Origin of the sequence: Kitasatospora sp. NPDC101447, from assembly GCF_044767225.1 — a bacterium.
GTDB lineage: Bacteria > Actinomycetota > Actinomycetes > Streptomycetales > Streptomycetaceae > Kitasatospora.
Genome location: NZ_JBIWNL010000001.1, coordinates 89,705 through 104,435, shown reverse-complemented (window position 1 = coordinate 104,435; position 14,731 = coordinate 89,705). Strand labels below are relative to the sequence as shown.

The 14,731-nt window shown below is 74.6% G+C and carries 10 protein-coding genes; 8 read left to right on the top strand and 2 right to left on the bottom strand.

What is annotated here, in order from left to right; all coding sequences use genetic code 11:
• Positions 1 to 197: 197 nt before the first annotated feature.
• The gene (locus ACIRST_RS00480) at positions 198 to 932 is read left to right on the top strand and encodes an ABC transporter ATP-binding protein (protein ID WP_402798723.1); all 735 of its coding nucleotides are present in this window, start codon (positions 198 to 200) and stop codon (positions 930 to 932) included.
• Positions 933 to 1,270: 338 nt separating this feature from the next.
• On the opposite strand, the gene ACIRST_RS00475 is transcribed toward ACIRST_RS00480, so the two are convergent.
• Together ACIRST_RS00475 and ACIRST_RS00470 are read right to left on the bottom strand one after the other, a co-directional pair.
• Positions 1,271 to 2,887: an alpha/beta hydrolase gene (locus ACIRST_RS00475; RefSeq protein WP_350520280.1), complete on the bottom strand. Its 1,617-nt coding sequence runs from the start codon at positions 2,885 to 2,887 to the stop codon at positions 1,271 to 1,273.
• Positions 2,888 to 3,098: 211 nt separating this feature from the next.
• Complete coding sequence (locus tag ACIRST_RS00470; protein WP_350520281.1) at positions 3,099 to 3,689, bottom strand: TetR family transcriptional regulator C-terminal domain-containing protein; 591 nt, start codon at positions 3,687 to 3,689, stop codon at positions 3,099 to 3,101.
• A gap of 185 nt (positions 3,690 to 3,874) precedes the next feature.
• On the opposite strand from ACIRST_RS00470, the gene ACIRST_RS00465 reads away from it, so the two are divergent.
• From ACIRST_RS00465 to ACIRST_RS00435, 7 genes are all read left to right on the top strand, one after another.
• Positions 3,875 to 5,074 (top strand): FAD-dependent monooxygenase, encoded by a 1,200-nt coding sequence (locus ACIRST_RS00465; protein WP_402798721.1) that lies wholly within the window; start codon positions 3,875 to 3,877, stop codon positions 5,072 to 5,074.
• Between the two features lie 84 nt (positions 5,075 to 5,158).
• The gene (locus ACIRST_RS00460; RefSeq protein ID WP_350520283.1) at positions 5,159 to 5,680 is read left to right on the top strand and encodes a MarR family transcriptional regulator; all 522 of its coding nucleotides are present in this window, start codon (positions 5,159 to 5,161) and stop codon (positions 5,678 to 5,680) included.
• Positions 5,681 to 5,871: 191 nt separating this feature from the next.
• Complete coding sequence (locus tag ACIRST_RS00455) at positions 5,872 to 6,375, top strand: hypothetical protein (RefSeq protein WP_402798719.1); 504 nt, start codon at positions 5,872 to 5,874, stop codon at positions 6,373 to 6,375.
• The gene (locus ACIRST_RS00450) at positions 6,372 to 7,238 is read left to right on the top strand and encodes an NmrA family NAD(P)-binding protein (RefSeq protein WP_402798718.1); all 867 of its coding nucleotides are present in this window, start codon (positions 6,372 to 6,374) and stop codon (positions 7,236 to 7,238) included. Before ACIRST_RS00455 ends, ACIRST_RS00450 begins: the two co-directional genes overlap by 4 nt.
• Before the next feature lie 437 nt (positions 7,239 to 7,675).
• A complete protein-coding gene (locus ACIRST_RS00445; protein ID WP_402798717.1) occupies positions 7,676 to 11,566 on the top strand; it encodes a Pls/PosA family non-ribosomal peptide synthetase in 3,891 nt (1,296 codons plus the stop codon).
• Positions 11,548 to 12,939: a M1 family metallopeptidase gene (locus tag ACIRST_RS00440; protein ID WP_350520287.1), complete on the top strand. Its 1,392-nt coding sequence runs from the start codon at positions 11,548 to 11,550 to the stop codon at positions 12,937 to 12,939. Before ACIRST_RS00445 ends, ACIRST_RS00440 begins: the two co-directional genes overlap by 19 nt.
• Before the next feature lie 168 nt (positions 12,940 to 13,107).
• The gene (locus ACIRST_RS00435) at positions 13,108 to 14,511 is read left to right on the top strand and encodes a serine hydrolase domain-containing protein (protein WP_350520288.1); all 1,404 of its coding nucleotides are present in this window, start codon (positions 13,108 to 13,110) and stop codon (positions 14,509 to 14,511) included.
• The last annotated feature ends 220 nt before the right edge of the window (positions 14,512 to 14,731 follow it).

Here is a 14,731-nt window from a genome sequence, read left to right as displayed (position 1 = left end):
CATCATTGATAGCATCCCGGCCGGGATGACCCATTGAAATGCCATGCACACTTCACAACTCCGGCTCCGTCACGCTCCTTCGACCGGCACACACTCCGTCCGCACGGATTCCGTTCCCGGAATCCTGAACCCGCGGAGCCGCCGCACCCGTAGAGCCGAACGGAACCGGGCAACCACGCCCACTGGGGGGACGACGCATGACGCAGGACCAGGCCGCCACCGTCACCGCCACGACCACCGCACCGATGGTGGCCGTGACCGATCTCCGACGCAGCTTCGGCACCGGCGAGCGGGCCGTGCACGCCCTGCGCGGCGTCTCCTTCACGATCGGCCGCGGCGAACTCACCGCGCTCAAGGGCCGCTCCGGCTCCGGCAAGACCACCCTGCTCAACCTGGTCGGCGGCCTGGACTCCCCCACCGCCGGCGGCATCTCCCTCGACGGCATCGACCTCGGCGGGCTGAACGAGGACGGACGGCTCGCCCTGCGGCGGGAACGGATCGGCTTCGTCTTCCAGTCCTTCGGGCTGATCCCGATGCTCACCGCCGCCGAGAACGTCGGCGTGCCGATGCGGCTGCGCAAGGTCGCGGCGGCCGAGCGCGAGGAGCGGGCGCACACCCTGCTGGCCCTGGTCGGCCTGGCCGACCACGCCAACCAGCGCCCCGGCGAACTCTCCGGCGGCCAGCAGCAGCGCGTCGCCATCGCCCGCGCGCTGGCCAACGAGCCGGGCCTGATCATCGCCGACGAGCCGACCGGCCAGCTGGACTCGGAGACCGGCCGCTCGATCATGGAGCTGCTGCGCGCGGTGGTGCGCAGCGAGGGCGTCACGGTGCTGGTCGCCACCCACGACCCGACGCTGATGGAACTCGCCGACCGCGTGATCGAGCTCCGGGACGGGCGGATCGTCGAGGCGGAGGCGGAGCAGGCCGCGTAAATCGCGGGAATCCGATCCGATCGGCAGCCGGCTGGTTCGTGTGCCGACCCGGCAATTCGACCGGGGAAGAGCTGCGGGGAGAGGGTGTGACGATTCGCCACCCCGTCCCCCAGGATGTTCGACGGCGATCTTCCACTGATTTCCCTGAAAGCCCAGGGAGTTCCGGGAGTTCCGGGAGTTCCGGGAGCTCCGGGAGCTCCGGGAGTGCTCCGGGCCAGAAAAACGGTTGTGGTGGCCGGCGCCCGCCGACCACCACAACCGTCACCTCGTTTCGTGAGGCCCCGGGATTCTCACGCCCTCAGGCCTTCAGGCCCTCAGGCCGTCACACGTCCGGGCCTTCAGACCGCCGGGAAGATCTCCGCGTCCGGCTTCAGCAGCTGGCCCGGCTTCGGCGCGGTGCCGTCCACCAGGTAGCGGGTGACCAGGTCGTTCAGCGCCTTGCTCCGGCCGACGGCGCAGTGCTCGATCGAGTCGACGCTGACCAGCACCGCGTTGCCCAGCTCCTGCTGCATCCGCTGCGCGAACTTGTACTGGGTCGCCGGGTCGTAGAGGTTGCCGATGACCATCACGGTGTTGGAGGTCTTCTTGTTCCACGGGCCGGAGAAGCGCTCGGCGTCCCGGGCCGGGGCCGGCCAGCTGGCGCAGGCCGGCGCGTCGAAGGCCTGGTAGCGGCCGAAGGTCGGCGACTCCTGCTCCCAGGTCTTGGCCACGTTGGCGAACACGCGGTCGTTCGACGGGTACGGCTTGTCCTGGCAGTTGACGCCCATGTAGGAGTCGTCGGCGGTGTACTCGGAGTCCGCCGGGGCCTCCCGCAGCGCCCGCGGCAGGTTCACGGTGAGGAGGTTGGCGTCCTCCTCCGCGACGTTCGCCTTCGGGGCCAGCAGGGTGGCGGCGTTCGGCTTCTGCAGCACCTGGTACGTCGCCTGCAGCGACTTGGCCAGCGGGGCCAGCTTGGCCTGCGAGTACAGCGCGCCGGCGACCTCGCTGGTGAAGCTGGACAGCGTCACCTGGGTGCCGTTCGCCAGCGTGATCGGGCTGGTCCGCAGGTGGTCGCGGAGCTCGTCGAACTTGGCCCGGGTGTCGCCCTCGCCGAAGGCGCAGCGCGGGGCGCCGGCCGCCTGGCAGCGCTTCAGGAACTCGTCCAGGGCCAGCTCGAAGCCGCCCGCGCGCTGGCGGTCGTACTCCAGGCCGTTGTGCAGGCGCAGGTTGGGGTCGACGTTGCCGTCGATGATGACCGCGCGGACCTTGTTCGGGTACATGTTCGCGTACGTCGAACCGATCAGGGTGCCGTAGGAGAAGCCGGCGAAGGTGAGCTGGGAGTCACCGACGGCGCGGCGCATCCGGTCGAGGTCGCGCACCACGTTGATGGTCGACATGTGCTCGATCAGCGGGCCGGCGTTCTTGCTGCAGGCGTCCGTGTAGTCCTGGTCCGCGTCCAGCGTCTCGTTGACCTCGGCCTTGGTGACCGGAACGCCGACCATGCGGTTGTTGACCGCGTCGGCGTCCTCCTGGGTCTTGAAGCACTTGAGCGGGTTGCTCCGGGCCACGCCGCGGGGGTCGAAGCCGACCAGGTCGAACTTCGCCTGCACCTCGGGGCCGAAGCGGCTGGTCGTCGCCCACAGGTAGCCGCTGCCGCCCGGGCCGCCCGGGTTGAGGAACAGCGAGCCGATCCGCTTCGACGGGTCGCTCGCCCGGCGCCGCATCATCGCGATGCCGATCTTCTCGCCCGAAGGATTGTCGTAGTCCAGCGGCACGGGGTAGACGGCGCAGTCGTAGATGCCCGGGTCCGGCTTGCTCGGGTCGGGGTTGCACGGGGTCCAGGCAACGGGGTCGACCTTCGCCTCGGCCAGGCCCGGGGCCTGGTCGACCGGCGCCGCCGACGCGGCGACGGCGGAACCGGTGACAAGTGCGAGAGCGCAGGCGACCGCTCCGGCCATCGTGGATATGCGGGACAAGGAACCTCCTCGGTCCTGAAAAGGGCTGCCCCAGACTGTCAGTCGGAGATCTCCGTGTGAAGACCTCGGGGCAGCGCAAATTCTCCGCACACCATTCCGTTGGCCGCAGATTATTCTGTGAATGAACCGACTTGACGGTTGGTTGACCTGACGATTGGTCAATCGAGGTCGATCCGCGCGGTCGCCGCCGGGTACGGGGGCGAGGGCGGGGTCAGACCGCGGCCGCCCCGCGCAGCGCGGCCGCCACCAGCCCCCGGATCTCGTCGGCCCCGGGCTCTCCCCCGCCCACCAGGCGGTCGAAGACCAGACCGTCGATGCAGGCGAGCAGCGTGGCGGTCCGTCCGTCCGGGTCCGACACGCCCCGCTCGGCGAGGAAGGCCCGGACGGCGGCGCGGCCCGCGTTCTCCCGCGGCACGAGGATCTCCCGCAGTTCGGGATCGCGCACGCTCTCCACCGCGCACGCGTAGCGCGCCAGCGAGCGCCGCCGCCCCTCCCCGGACAGCCGACGCCGCATCAACTCAGCGATGCCGTCGACCAGTTCCTCCACGGAGCGGACGGGCACCAGCTCGCCCATGACCTGCAGCTCCCCCTGGTCCAGCTCCACGAGCCGGCGCACCAGCGCGGTGAGCAGCGCCTGCCGGGTCCGCAGGTAGGCCGAGGTGGTGCCGGTCGGCAGCCCCGCCGCCGCGTCCACCGCCCGGTGGGTCAGCCCGCGCACCCCCAGGTCCGCGAGCACCCCGATCGCCGCGTCCGCCAACACCGTCCGCCGGTCCGGCCGCCCCTGCTCCTCGTCTCTGCGCATCCCCCCTTTCTACCGGCACCACCCCCGGGGCCCGTACGGGCGGCGTACGGCGGTCCCGGTCCTGCCCGCGCGCCCGGGACCGGCCCGCGCTGCGGTCCTCCCCGGCCCCGCCGAGGCTCCCGTAGGCCCGTAGTACGCTCCTTCTACATCTGTAGAAAGCAGCGTGTGGCACGGGAGGGCCGGGCATGGGCAGCAACAGTGCAGTGGTGGTCGGGGGCGGGATCGGCGGGCTGGCGGCCGCGATCGGGCTCCGGCTGGCGGGGTGGGACGTGACCGTGGTCGAGCGGGCGGCCGTCCTGGACGACGCGGGGGCCGGCATCTCCCTGGCCGCCAACGGGATGCGCGCGCTCGCCGCCCTGGGTGTCGGTGCCGCGGTCGAGGCGGCCTCGCGCCGCCAGTACACCGGCGGCACCCGCACGCCGGACGGCCGTCGGCTCGCGGCGATGGACGGGCGGGCGCTGGAGCGGGAGCTGGGCGCGCCGATCGTGGGCATTCCGCGCGCCGCCCTGCACCGGATCCTGCGCGAGGCCCTGCCGGCCGGGTCCCTGCTGGTCGGAGCCGAGGTGACCGACCCGGACACCTCTCACCCCGCCCGGGTCCGGGTCACCCACGGGGCCACCACCCTGGACGCCGACCTGCTCGTGGCGGCCGACGGGATCAACAGCCGCATCCGGCGCCGCCTCTTCCCCGCCCATCCCGGGCCGGTGTACAGCGGCTCGACGGTGCTGCGGGCGATCACCGAGCGCCCGGTCGACGGACTGGCCGCAGACTTCGAGCTCAGCTGGGGCCACGGCGCCGAGTTCGGCCACATCGCCTTCCCGGACGGCACGGCCGAGTGGCACGCCGTCCTCAACGCCCCGGCCGGGGTCCGCTACCGCGACCCGCTGGCGGAGGTCAGCCGCCGCTTCGGGCGCTGGCACGAACCGGTCCCCGCGCTGCTCGCCGCCACCCGCCCGGAGGCGGTGCTGCACCACGACGTCCACGAGCTGGCCACCCCGCTGCCCTCGTACGTCGCGGGCCGGATCGCCCTGCTCGGCGACGCCGCGCACGCCATGACGCCCCACCTCGGCCAGGGCGCCTGCCAGGCGCTGGAGGACGCGGTGACCCTGGCGGCGGCCCTCGCCGGTGAGCGGACGGTCGAGGACGCGCTCGCCCGCTACGACGCGGTCCGCCGGCCGCGCAGCCAGACCGTCGCCCGCGACGCCCGCCGGGCCGGCCGGATGGGCCAGCAGCTCGCGAACCCGCTGGCGGTCGGCCTGCGCAACGCCGCGATCCGGCTCACCCCGCCCGGCGTGATGGTCCGCACCGTCCTGAAGCACGCCGACTGGACGCCGCCCCGGATCGCGCCCCGCGCCGCCCAGGGCCCGTCCGGCCGGGCCCTGTAGGTCCCGGCCCGCGCTCCGTGCCACCCGGGCGAGGTCCGGCCCCGCACTTGACGGGCCATCCGATTAGGCGCCATATTACTTCTCATGACGCAGCATCCCGAGGCCCACCACGGCGCTCCCACCCTCGACCAGGCCCGACGCCAGATCTCCCGCTACGGCCTCACGGCCGACCCGCAGGCGGTCCTGGTCGCGGCCCGGCTGATGGCGGCGGGCGCCCGACTCGGCCAGGCCGGCGAGGTGCACTTCGGCCGCTTCGGGCTCTCCACCGGCCGCTACCGCCTGCTGGCCGACCTGGAGGACCACGGCGGCGAGAAGTCGCCCTCCCGGCTCGCGGCGAGCCTCGGCGTCTCCCGGGCGACCGTGACCGGCCTGGTCGACGGCCTGGAACGGGAGGGCCTGGTGGCCCGCCGCCCGTCCACCGAGGACGGGCGCGGCAACGTGGTGATCCTCACCGCGCGCGGCGCCGACCGGCTGCGCGAGGTGGCACCCGAGCACTTCGCCCGGATGCAGGCGATGGTCGCCGGCCTCTCCGTCGAGGAGCGCACCACCTTCCTGGACCTGCTGGCCCGGGTGGTCACGGGCATCGACGCGCTGACCGCGGACTGACCCCGGACCGCTCGCGAGCCGGCCCCGACCGGCGCGAACCGCACCCCCGACCGCACCCCCGACCGACCCCGTAGGCGGGCCGCCCGACGGCCCGCCCTTTCTCAAGCCCCATTGCTTAGGCACCTAAGCACAAATACTTAGGCACCTAATGAGATCCACCGGAACAACCACCCCGAACGTGAGGACACCCCATGAGCAAGAAGGCCCCCGGCGCTCCCCCGCCGTTCGTCCTGTGGCGCGAGGTCCTGGTCGCCTACCTCATGCCCGCCGTGACGGCCGGCCTCGGCGGAGCCGTCACCGGGCAGCGGCAACTGGTGGTCGCCGCGCTCACCACCATCGGCGGCACCTCGGCCCTCGTGGCCGCCGCGCTCGGCGCCGTGCTGCGCCGCCGCCCGCCCCGCACCCGGCCCGCCCGGATCCCGCGCGCCGTGGCGGCGGCCACCCTCGGCTTGGCCGCCGCCGTACTGGGGCTCGCCGTGGGCCTGGCCGCCGCGCGCTGGCTCCCGCACGTCCCGGCCCTCGCCGACAGCCCGTGGCCGAAACGGCTGCCGATCGACCTGCCGGTCTCCGCCGCCATCGCCGCCATCATCACCACCTGGCGCTGGCGCGGGAGCCGCCGCACCCGCGAACCGCAGCACCCGCTCCCCACCGCACCCCGACACACCGCACCCCGACCCGAAAGGCAGACATCATGATCGTCATCATGGGCGCCGCCGGCGCCACCGGCGGCGCCACCCTGCGCAGCCTCACCGCCCTCGGCGCCCCGAGCCGCGCGCTCAGCCGCGACCCCGCCCGCCTGGCCGCCGGACTGGACGAGCGCACGCTCGCCCTCACCGAGCCGTTCCCGGCCGACGCCGCCGACCCGGCCTCCCTGCGCACCGCCTTCCACGGTGCCCACCAGCTCTTCCTCACCATGGCCAACAGCCCGGACCAGGTCCACCACGAGCTGAACGCGATCGACGCGGCCCTCGACTGCGGGGTGGAGCACATCGTGAAGGTCTCCGCGCCCGCCGCCGAGCCGGACTCCCCGGTCGCGGTCTCCCGCGGCCACCACCTGATCGAGGAGCGCCTGCGGTCCTCCGACGTCACCACCACCGTCCTGCGCCCGTACGCGTTCATGCAGAAGCTGCTGCTCCTGGCGCCCGGCATCGCCGCCGCCGGGGTGGTGCACGGCGCGACGGGCTCGGCGCGCTGCAACTACGTGGACGTCCGGGACATCGGCGACCTCGCCGCCGACGTCCTCACCCGTCCGGACCTGGCGGGCCGCACCTATCCGCTCACCGGCGGGCGGGCCTACAGCCACCCGGAGCTCACCGCCCTGCTCGGCGAGCTGCTCGGCCGCCCGGTCCGCTACGTCGACCTCGCCCCGGCCGAACTGCACGCCCACCTGGTCGCGCGGGCCGGGATGCCGGACTGGCTCGCCGCCCACGTGGTGGAGATCCAGCGGCTCGCCGTGGTCCGCCGGGAGACCCCGGACGGCTCCTACACCCTCGCCACCGGGCGCAGTCCGCGTACCCTGGAAGCCTTCCTCCAGGAGCACCTGCACCGCTTCCGCTGACCCTCCCGCCCCCGGTGGCGGGCCCGGACCGACCGGGCTGCAGGGCCGAAAGGCGCCCGGACCGACCGGGCCGCGGGGCCGAAAGGGGCCCACGGACGGCCGAAACGCCGGGCCCGCCACCCGGAGGGAGCAACATTCGCTGTGGTGTGGATCACGATCGAAAATACGATCTGACGAACCGTCAATTCGACTGACCGGTCGTCACACTGGTTTGACCGAGCCCGAGTTGCGATCTGACGTCACGTCATATTCACGCTCCTCCGGCCGAGTTGGCCACACACGTCCTCCTGCAGCGCCGAAGATACGGAGCTACCATCGGTCAGGTTGTCCGCTCCGGCCCCGGAGTGGGGTCACCCGGTTACGGCGAGTGGTCCCACCGCCCCCAAGGGCCGGGCATCGATCGGAACGGGGCGAGGACGAGGAGCGCACGGGCTGCCATGACAGCTGAACCGAGCCAGTCGAACGAACCCGGCCGACCGCTGCAGACCGCACGGCCGCCGCGCGCCCTGTTCCCGGGCCGCCCGGCCGCCGCGCCGCGCACCCTGGTGGACGTCCTGGACGCCACCGTGCGCGCCCACCCGGACGAGCCGGCCCTGGACGACGGCCGTGCCGTGCTCAGCTACCGCGCGCTGGCCGCCGAGGTCGAGCAGCTGCGCCGCCGCCTGGCCGCCGCCGGGATCGCCCCCGGCGACCGGGTCGGCGTGCGGGTGCCCTCCGGCACCAACGACCTGTACGTCTCGATCCTCGCGGTGCTCGCCGCCGGGGCCGCCTACGTGCCGGTCGACGCGGAGGACCCGGACGAGCGCGCCGAGCTGGTCTTCGGCGAGGCCGGTGTCGCCGCCGTGCTGGGCGCCGACCGTGCCCTCGCCACCACGGCCGAGCGCGCGCCCGCCGTCGGACGCCGCCCCACCCCCGCCGACGACGCCTGGATCATCTTCACCTCCGGCTCCACCGGCAAGCCCAAGGGCGTCGCCGTCAGCCACCGCAACGCCGCCGCCTTCGTCGACGCCGAAGCCGCGCTCTTCCTCCAGGACGAGCCGATCGGCCCCGGCGACCGGGTGATGGCCGGCCTGTCGGTGGCCTTCGACGCCTCCTGCGAGGAGATGTGGCTGGCCTGGCGGCACGGCGCCTGCCTGGTGCCCGTACCCCGCTCGCAGGTGCGCAGCGGCGCCGACCTCGGCCCCTGGCTGGCCGAGCAGGAGATCACCGTGGTCTCCACCGTCCCGACCCTGGCCGCGCTGTGGCCGGCCGAGGCACTGAACGAGGTGCGGCTGCTGATCTTCGGCGGCGAGGCCTGCCCGCCCGAGCTGGTGCAGCGCCTGGTCACCGAGGGCCGCGAGGTGTGGAACACCTACGGCCCCACCGAGGCCACCGTAGTCGCCTGCGCCGCGCTGCTCACCGGTGAGGGCCCGGTGCGCATCGGCCTGCCGCTGGACGGCTGGGACCTCGCCGTGGTGGACGAGGCCGGCGAGCCGGTCGCCCCCGGCGGCACCGGGCAGCTGGTGATCGGCGGGGTCGGCCTGGCCCGCTACCTCGACCCGGAGAAGGACGCCGAGAAGTACGCCCCGCTGGCCTCGCTGGGCTGGGAGCGCGCCTACCGCAGCGGCGACCTGGTCCAGGCCGACCCGGCCGGCCTGCTGTTCCTCGGCCGCACCGACGAGCAGATCAAGCTGGGCGGGCGCCGGATCGAGCTCGGCGAGGTCGACGCGGCCCTGCAGGCCCTGCCCGGCGTGGCGGGCGCGGCCGCCGCCGTACGGACCGCGCGCGGCGGCAACCAACTGCTGGTCGGCTACCTGGTGGTCCAGGACGGCTTCGACCGCGAGCAGGCCGTCGAGCGGCTGCGCGCCGAGCTGCCGGCCGCCCTCGTCCCGCTGCTCGCCACCGTCGAGACCCTGCCCACCCGGACCTCCGGCAAGGTGGACCGGGCCGCCCTGCCCTGGCCGCTGCCCGACCTGGAGACCGCCGGCCCCGGCGAGCAGCTGTACGGCACCGAGGCGTGGCTGGCCGAGCAGTGGTCCGAGATCCTCGGCATCAAGGTCGGCGGCGCGCGCGACGACTTCTTCGCGATCGGCGGCGGCAGCCTGGCCGCCGCCCGGCTGACCACCCTGCTGCGCACCCGCTACCCGAGCGCGGCCGTCCTCGACATCTACCAGAACCCGACGCTGCGCAAGCTCGCCCGGCACCTGGAGCGCACCGCCGCCGACAGCGCCGAGGCCCGCACCGTCACCCTGGTGCCGACCCGGGCCAAGCTGCTGCAGCTGCTCCTGCTGATCCCGCTGTTCACGGTGGTCGGCCTGCGCTGGACGGTCGCCCTGCTGGCGGCCGGGAACCTGCTCACGCACCTCGGGGACTACCCGTGGGCGCCCACCGCCTCCTGGTGGTGGGTCGGCGCGGGCGCGCTGGCCCTGTACACCCCGGCGGGGCGGCTCGCGGTCTCGGCGGGCGGCGCCCGGCTGCTGCTGCGCGGCCTGCGCCCCGGCAGCCACCCGCGCGGCGGCGCCGTCCACCTGCGGCTCTGGGCCGCCGAGCGGCTCGCCGAGCTGAGCGGCGCCACCTCGCTGTCCGGCGCCTGGCTGGTGCGCTACGCCCGCGCGCTGGGCTGCAAGGTCGCGTCCGACGTCGACCTGCACTCGCTGCCGCCCGTCACCGGGATGCTCAAGCTGGGCCGCGGCTGCGCGGTCGAGGCCGAGGTGGACCTGTGCGGCTACTGGCTGGACGGCGACCGGCTGCTGATCGGCCAGGTCAAGGTCGGCTCCGGAGCCGTGGTCGGCACCCGTTCGACACTGCTGCCCGGTGCCCGGATCGGCAAGCGCGCCCAGGTGGTGGCCGGCTCCAGCGTCACCGGCCAGGTGCCGACCGGCCAGCGCTGGGGCGGCGCGCCCGCCGCCAAGCTGGGCCGCGCCGAGCGCACCTGGCCCAAGGAGCGCCCGCACCGCCGGGCCCGCTGGGCCGCGCTGTACGGCGCCAGCGGTGCCGTGCTCGGCCTGCTCCCGGCACTGCCCGCCCTGGCCGGCCTCGCCGTGCTCTCCCGCTTCGTCCACGAGGGCGACGCGCTCGGCCCGGCGCTCGGCGGCGCGCTGCTCGGCCTGCTTCCCGCGACCCTCGCGTACGGCGCGGTGTACGCGGGGCAGCTGCTGGCGCTGGTCCGGCTGCTCAGCATCGGTCTGGTGCCCGGCACGCACCCGCTGCACGGGCGGGTCGGCTGGCAGGCCTGGACGGTCACCCAGCTGATGGACCGGGCCCGTGAGGTGCTCTTCCCGCTGTACGCCGGGCTGGTCACGCCGCTGTGGCTGCGGGCGCTCGGGATGCGGATCGGCCGGCACGCCGAGGTCTCGACGGTGCTGGCGCTGCCCAGCCTGACCACGGTCGGCGACGGCGCGTTCCTGGCCGACGACACCCTGATCGCCCCGTACGAGCTGGGCGGCGGCTGGGTGCGGCTCGGCGAGGCGAAGGTCGGCGAGCGGGCCTTCCTCGGCAACTCGGGGATGACCGCGCCGGGCCGTTCGGTGCCCAAGCGCGGCCTGGTGGGCGTGCTGTCGGCGACCCCGGCGAAGGCGAAGAAGGGCGGCTCGTACCTGGGCATGCCCCCGATGCGGCTGCCCCGCTCGGCGGACCAGGCCGACCAGAGCCTGACGTACGAGCCGCCGGCCCGGCTGCTGTGGGCGCGCGGGCTGGTCGAGGTGGCCCGGGTCGTGCCGGTGCTGGCCTCGGGGGCGCTGGGCCTGCTGACGGTGGCGGCGCTGTCCTGGCTGGCGGCGGGCTCGCCGCTGACCGCGGCGCTGCTGTCGGGCCTGGTGCTGCTGGGCGCCGGCGCGGTGGCCTGTGTGGTCGCGGTGGTCGCGAAGTGGCTGCTGGTCGGGCGGTTCCGAGCGGTGGAGCACCCGCTGTGGAGCGGCTTCGTGTGGCGCAACGAGCTGGCGGACACCTTCGTGGAGATGCTGGCGGTGCCCTGGCTGGTCGGCGCGGTGCCGGGCACGCCGGTGCTGAACCTGTGGCTGCGCGGGCTCGGCGCGAAGGTCGGGCGCGGTGTCTGGTGCGAGAGCTACTGGCTGCCGGAGGCGGACCTGGTCACCCTCGGCGACGGCGTCAGCATCAACCGGGGCTGCGTCGTCCAGACCCACCTCTTCCACGACCGGATCATGCGGATGGATACTGTGGTCCTCCGCGAGGGCGCCACCCTGGGCCCGGGCGGAATCGTGCTGCCCGGCAGCACGGTGGGCGCGCGCAGCACGCTGGGCCCGGCCTCGCTGGTGATGCGCGCCGAGTCCGTCCCCGCCGACACGCGGTGGCTGGGCAACCCCATCGAGGTGTGGCAGACCACGTCATGACCGCCTCGACGACCACCCGTCCCGGCCCGCAGGAAGCGCACGTCCCCGTGAAGTCCAAGCACGCCCCCGCGGCCGCCGGCGCCCCGGACCCGTACTTCCCGAACAGCGGCGACCACCGCTACCGGGTGCACCGCTACGAGCTGACGCTGGACTACCGGCCCGGCCCCAACCGGCTGGCCGGCTCGGCCCGGCTGAGCGCGGTCGCGGACACCGCCCTGGCGGAGTTCGCGCTCGACCTGGCCGACTTCCGGATCGGGCGGGTGCTCGTCGACGGCCGGGCCGCCCGCTACACCCACCGCGCCGGCAAGCTCCGCATCCGCCCGGCGAAGCCGCTCGCGGCGGGCGCCGCGTTCACCGTCGAGGTGCACTACACCGGCAACCCTCGCCCGGTGCGCAGCCCGTGGGGCGGCCTGGGCTGGGAGGAGCTGACCGAGGGCGCGCTGGTGGCCAGCCAGCCGGTCGGCGCGCCGTCCTGGTTCCCGTGCAACGACCGGCCGGCCGACAAGGCGACCTACCAGATCGCGGTGACCACGCCGTCCCCGTTCACCGTGGTGGCGAGCGGCCGGCTGCTGACCCGCACCACCCGGGCGTCCAGCACGACCTGGGTGTACGAGCAGAGCGCGCCGACCTCGACGTACCTGGTGACGGTGTCGATCGGCCACTACCGGGCAGTGCCGCTGGCCGCCCGGCCCGCCGTGCCGCAGACCGGGCACGTGCCGGAGCGGCTGGCCGACGGGTTCGCCCGGGACTTCGCCCGGCAGCCCGAGATGCTGAGCTACTTCGGCGAGGTCTTCGGGCCGTACCCGTTCGGCGAGTACGCGGTCGTCCTCGCCGACGAGGAACTGGACGTCCCGGTGGAGGCGCAGGGCGTCGCCACCTTCGGCACCAACCACCTCGGCGGCGGCTGGGAGCGCGAGCGGCTGATCGCGCACGAGCTGGCCCACCAGTGGTTCGGCAACAGCGTCACGATCGCCGACTGGCGGCACATCTGGCTCAACGAGGGCTTCGCCAAGTACGCGGAGTGGCTCTGGTCCGAGCACGCCGGCGGCCCCGCCGCGGCCACCCGCGCGGCCGTCGCGCACACGCTGCTCGGCGGGCAGCCGCAGGACCTGATCCTCGGCGACCCGACCCGGAAGCTGATGTTCGACGACCGGCTGTACCAGCGCGGCGGTCTCGTCGTGCACGCGCTGCGGCGCACGCTGGGCGACGACGCGTTCTTCGCGATGCTGCGGGACTGGACGAGCCTCAACCGGCACGGCGTGGTGAACACCGCCGACCTGCGGGCGCACGCCTCCCGGTACACCACCACCCCGCTCGGCCCGCTCTTCGAGGCCTGGCTGGAACGGCCGGAGCTGCCGCCGCTGCCGGGCTGAGCCCGCGTCGGGGCGGGGCGGTCACCCGGCCGGACGTGCGACTCGTCCGGTCGGGGGCGTGGCTGGTCCGGTCGGGGGCGCGGGTCGTCCGGTCGGGGCGTGGCGGGTCCGGTCGGGGCGCGGTATATCCGGTCGGAGGCGCGGCCGGACTGGGCTACTGTCCGTCCAATGTCGACGACATTCGAAGACCACATGACCGACCTGCCCGCCGAGCTGCTGCCGGTCACCCGCCGCGCCCTGCTGCACCGGGTCGCCGTCGCCCAGGCCGAGGGGCGCGCGCCCGCCGTGGTCGCCGGGGTGGTGCGGGACGGGCAGCCGGTGTGGAGCGGCGCCCGCAGCATGATCGACGGGCACGCGCCCACCCCCGACGTCCAGTTCCGGATCGGCTCGCTCACCAAGACCTTCGTCGCCGTGCTGGTGCTGCGGCTGCGCGACGAGGGCCTGCTCGACCTCGCCGACCCGCTCGCCCGCCACCTGCCCGGCACCGCGGCCGACGACGCGACCGTCGCCCAGCTGCTCTCGCACTCCTCGGGCCTCGCCGCCGAGACCCCCGGCCCGTGGTGGGAGCGGACCGAGGGCTCGCTGCGCCCCGGCCTGGCCGACCTGCTGGAGGCCGAACGCCCGCTCAAGCACCCGGCCGGCCGCCTCCTCCACTACTCCAACCCCGGCTACGCGCTGCTCGGCGCGCTGGTGGAGAAACTGCGCGGCGAACCCTGGGGCGAGGTGCTGCGCCGCGAGGTGCTGGCCCCGCTCGGCATGGACCGCACCACGCTGCTGCCCGAGCACCCGCACGCCGGGGGCTTCGCCGTCCACCCGTGGGCCGACGTCATGCGACCCGAACCGCTCACCGACACCGGCCTGATGGGCCCGGCCGGCCAACTCTGGTCCACCGGCGCCGACCTGGCCCGCTGGGCGGCCTTCCTCGCCTCGGGCGACGACAAGGTGCTCGCCACCGGGACGCTCGCCGAGATGCGCCGCCCCGTCGTCGCCCCGCTCGACGACGGGTGGACCACCGCCTTCGGCCTCGGCCTGCAACTGCACCGCCACGAGGGCCGGTTGCTGTACGGACACTCCGGCTCGATGCCCGGGTTCACGGCGGGCCTCTGGGTCAGCGCGGCCGACGGACTGGCCGCGTACGCCCTCGCCAACGCCACCAGCGGCCCCAGCACCCCTTTGCTGGCCGCCCAGTTGATCGCACTCACCGCCGAGCACGAGCCCCGGCTGCCCGAACCCTGGCGGCCGCTGCCCGAGGTCGACCAGGAGCTGCTGGCGCTCACCGGCCCCTGGTACTGGGGCGCCGCCCCGAACGTCCTGCGGCTGCGGCCGGGCGGCGTCCTGGAGCTCACCCAGCTCGCGGGCGGCACCCGGGGCTCGCGCTTCCGGCCCGAGCCGGACGGCACCTGGACCGGCCTGGACAACTACTACGCGGGCGAGACCCTGCGGGTGGTCCGGCGCTCCGACGGCACGGTCAGCCACCTCGACGTCGGCTCCTTCGTCTACACCCGCGAGCCGTACGGCCCGGCCGACGCCGTCCCGGGCGGCGTCGAGCCGGAGGGCTGGCAGGCGATGTGAGCGGGATGCCTGCGGGCACCGGGTGAGCAGGATGCCCTGCGGCTCCGGGTGAACCAGGATGCCCTGCGGCACCGGTGAGCAGGGTGGGCCGGCCCTGGTCCCCGGGGTGAGCGGGGTGACGACGGGGGGCGACCGGGGCGACCGGGGCGACCGGGGTGACCGGGTTCGCGGGGGCGTACGGGGAAGGCAGCCGTACGCCCCCGTTGTCCACCCCCTGCGG

Coding starts and splice junctions, on each gene's coding strand:
- ACIRST_RS00445 (WP_402798717.1), top strand. CDS start 7,676: ATGACAGCTGAACCGAGCCAGTCGAACGAACCCGGCCGACCGCTGCAG.
- ACIRST_RS00470 (WP_350520281.1), bottom strand. CDS start 3,689: ATGCGCAGAGACGAGGAGCAGGGGCGGCCGGACCGGCGGACGGTGTTG.
- ACIRST_RS00435 (WP_350520288.1), top strand. CDS start 13,108: ATGTCGACGACATTCGAAGACCACATGACCGACCTGCCCGCCGAGCTG.
- ACIRST_RS00450 (WP_402798718.1), top strand. CDS start 6,372: ATGATCGTCATCATGGGCGCCGCCGGCGCCACCGGCGGCGCCACCCTG.
- ACIRST_RS00480 (WP_402798723.1), top strand. CDS start 198: ATGACGCAGGACCAGGCCGCCACCGTCACCGCCACGACCACCGCACCG.
- ACIRST_RS00455 (WP_402798719.1), top strand. CDS start 5,872: ATGAGCAAGAAGGCCCCCGGCGCTCCCCCGCCGTTCGTCCTGTGGCGC.
- ACIRST_RS00465 (WP_402798721.1), top strand. CDS start 3,875: ATGGGCAGCAACAGTGCAGTGGTGGTCGGGGGCGGGATCGGCGGGCTG.
- ACIRST_RS00460 (WP_350520283.1), top strand. CDS start 5,159: ATGACGCAGCATCCCGAGGCCCACCACGGCGCTCCCACCCTCGACCAG.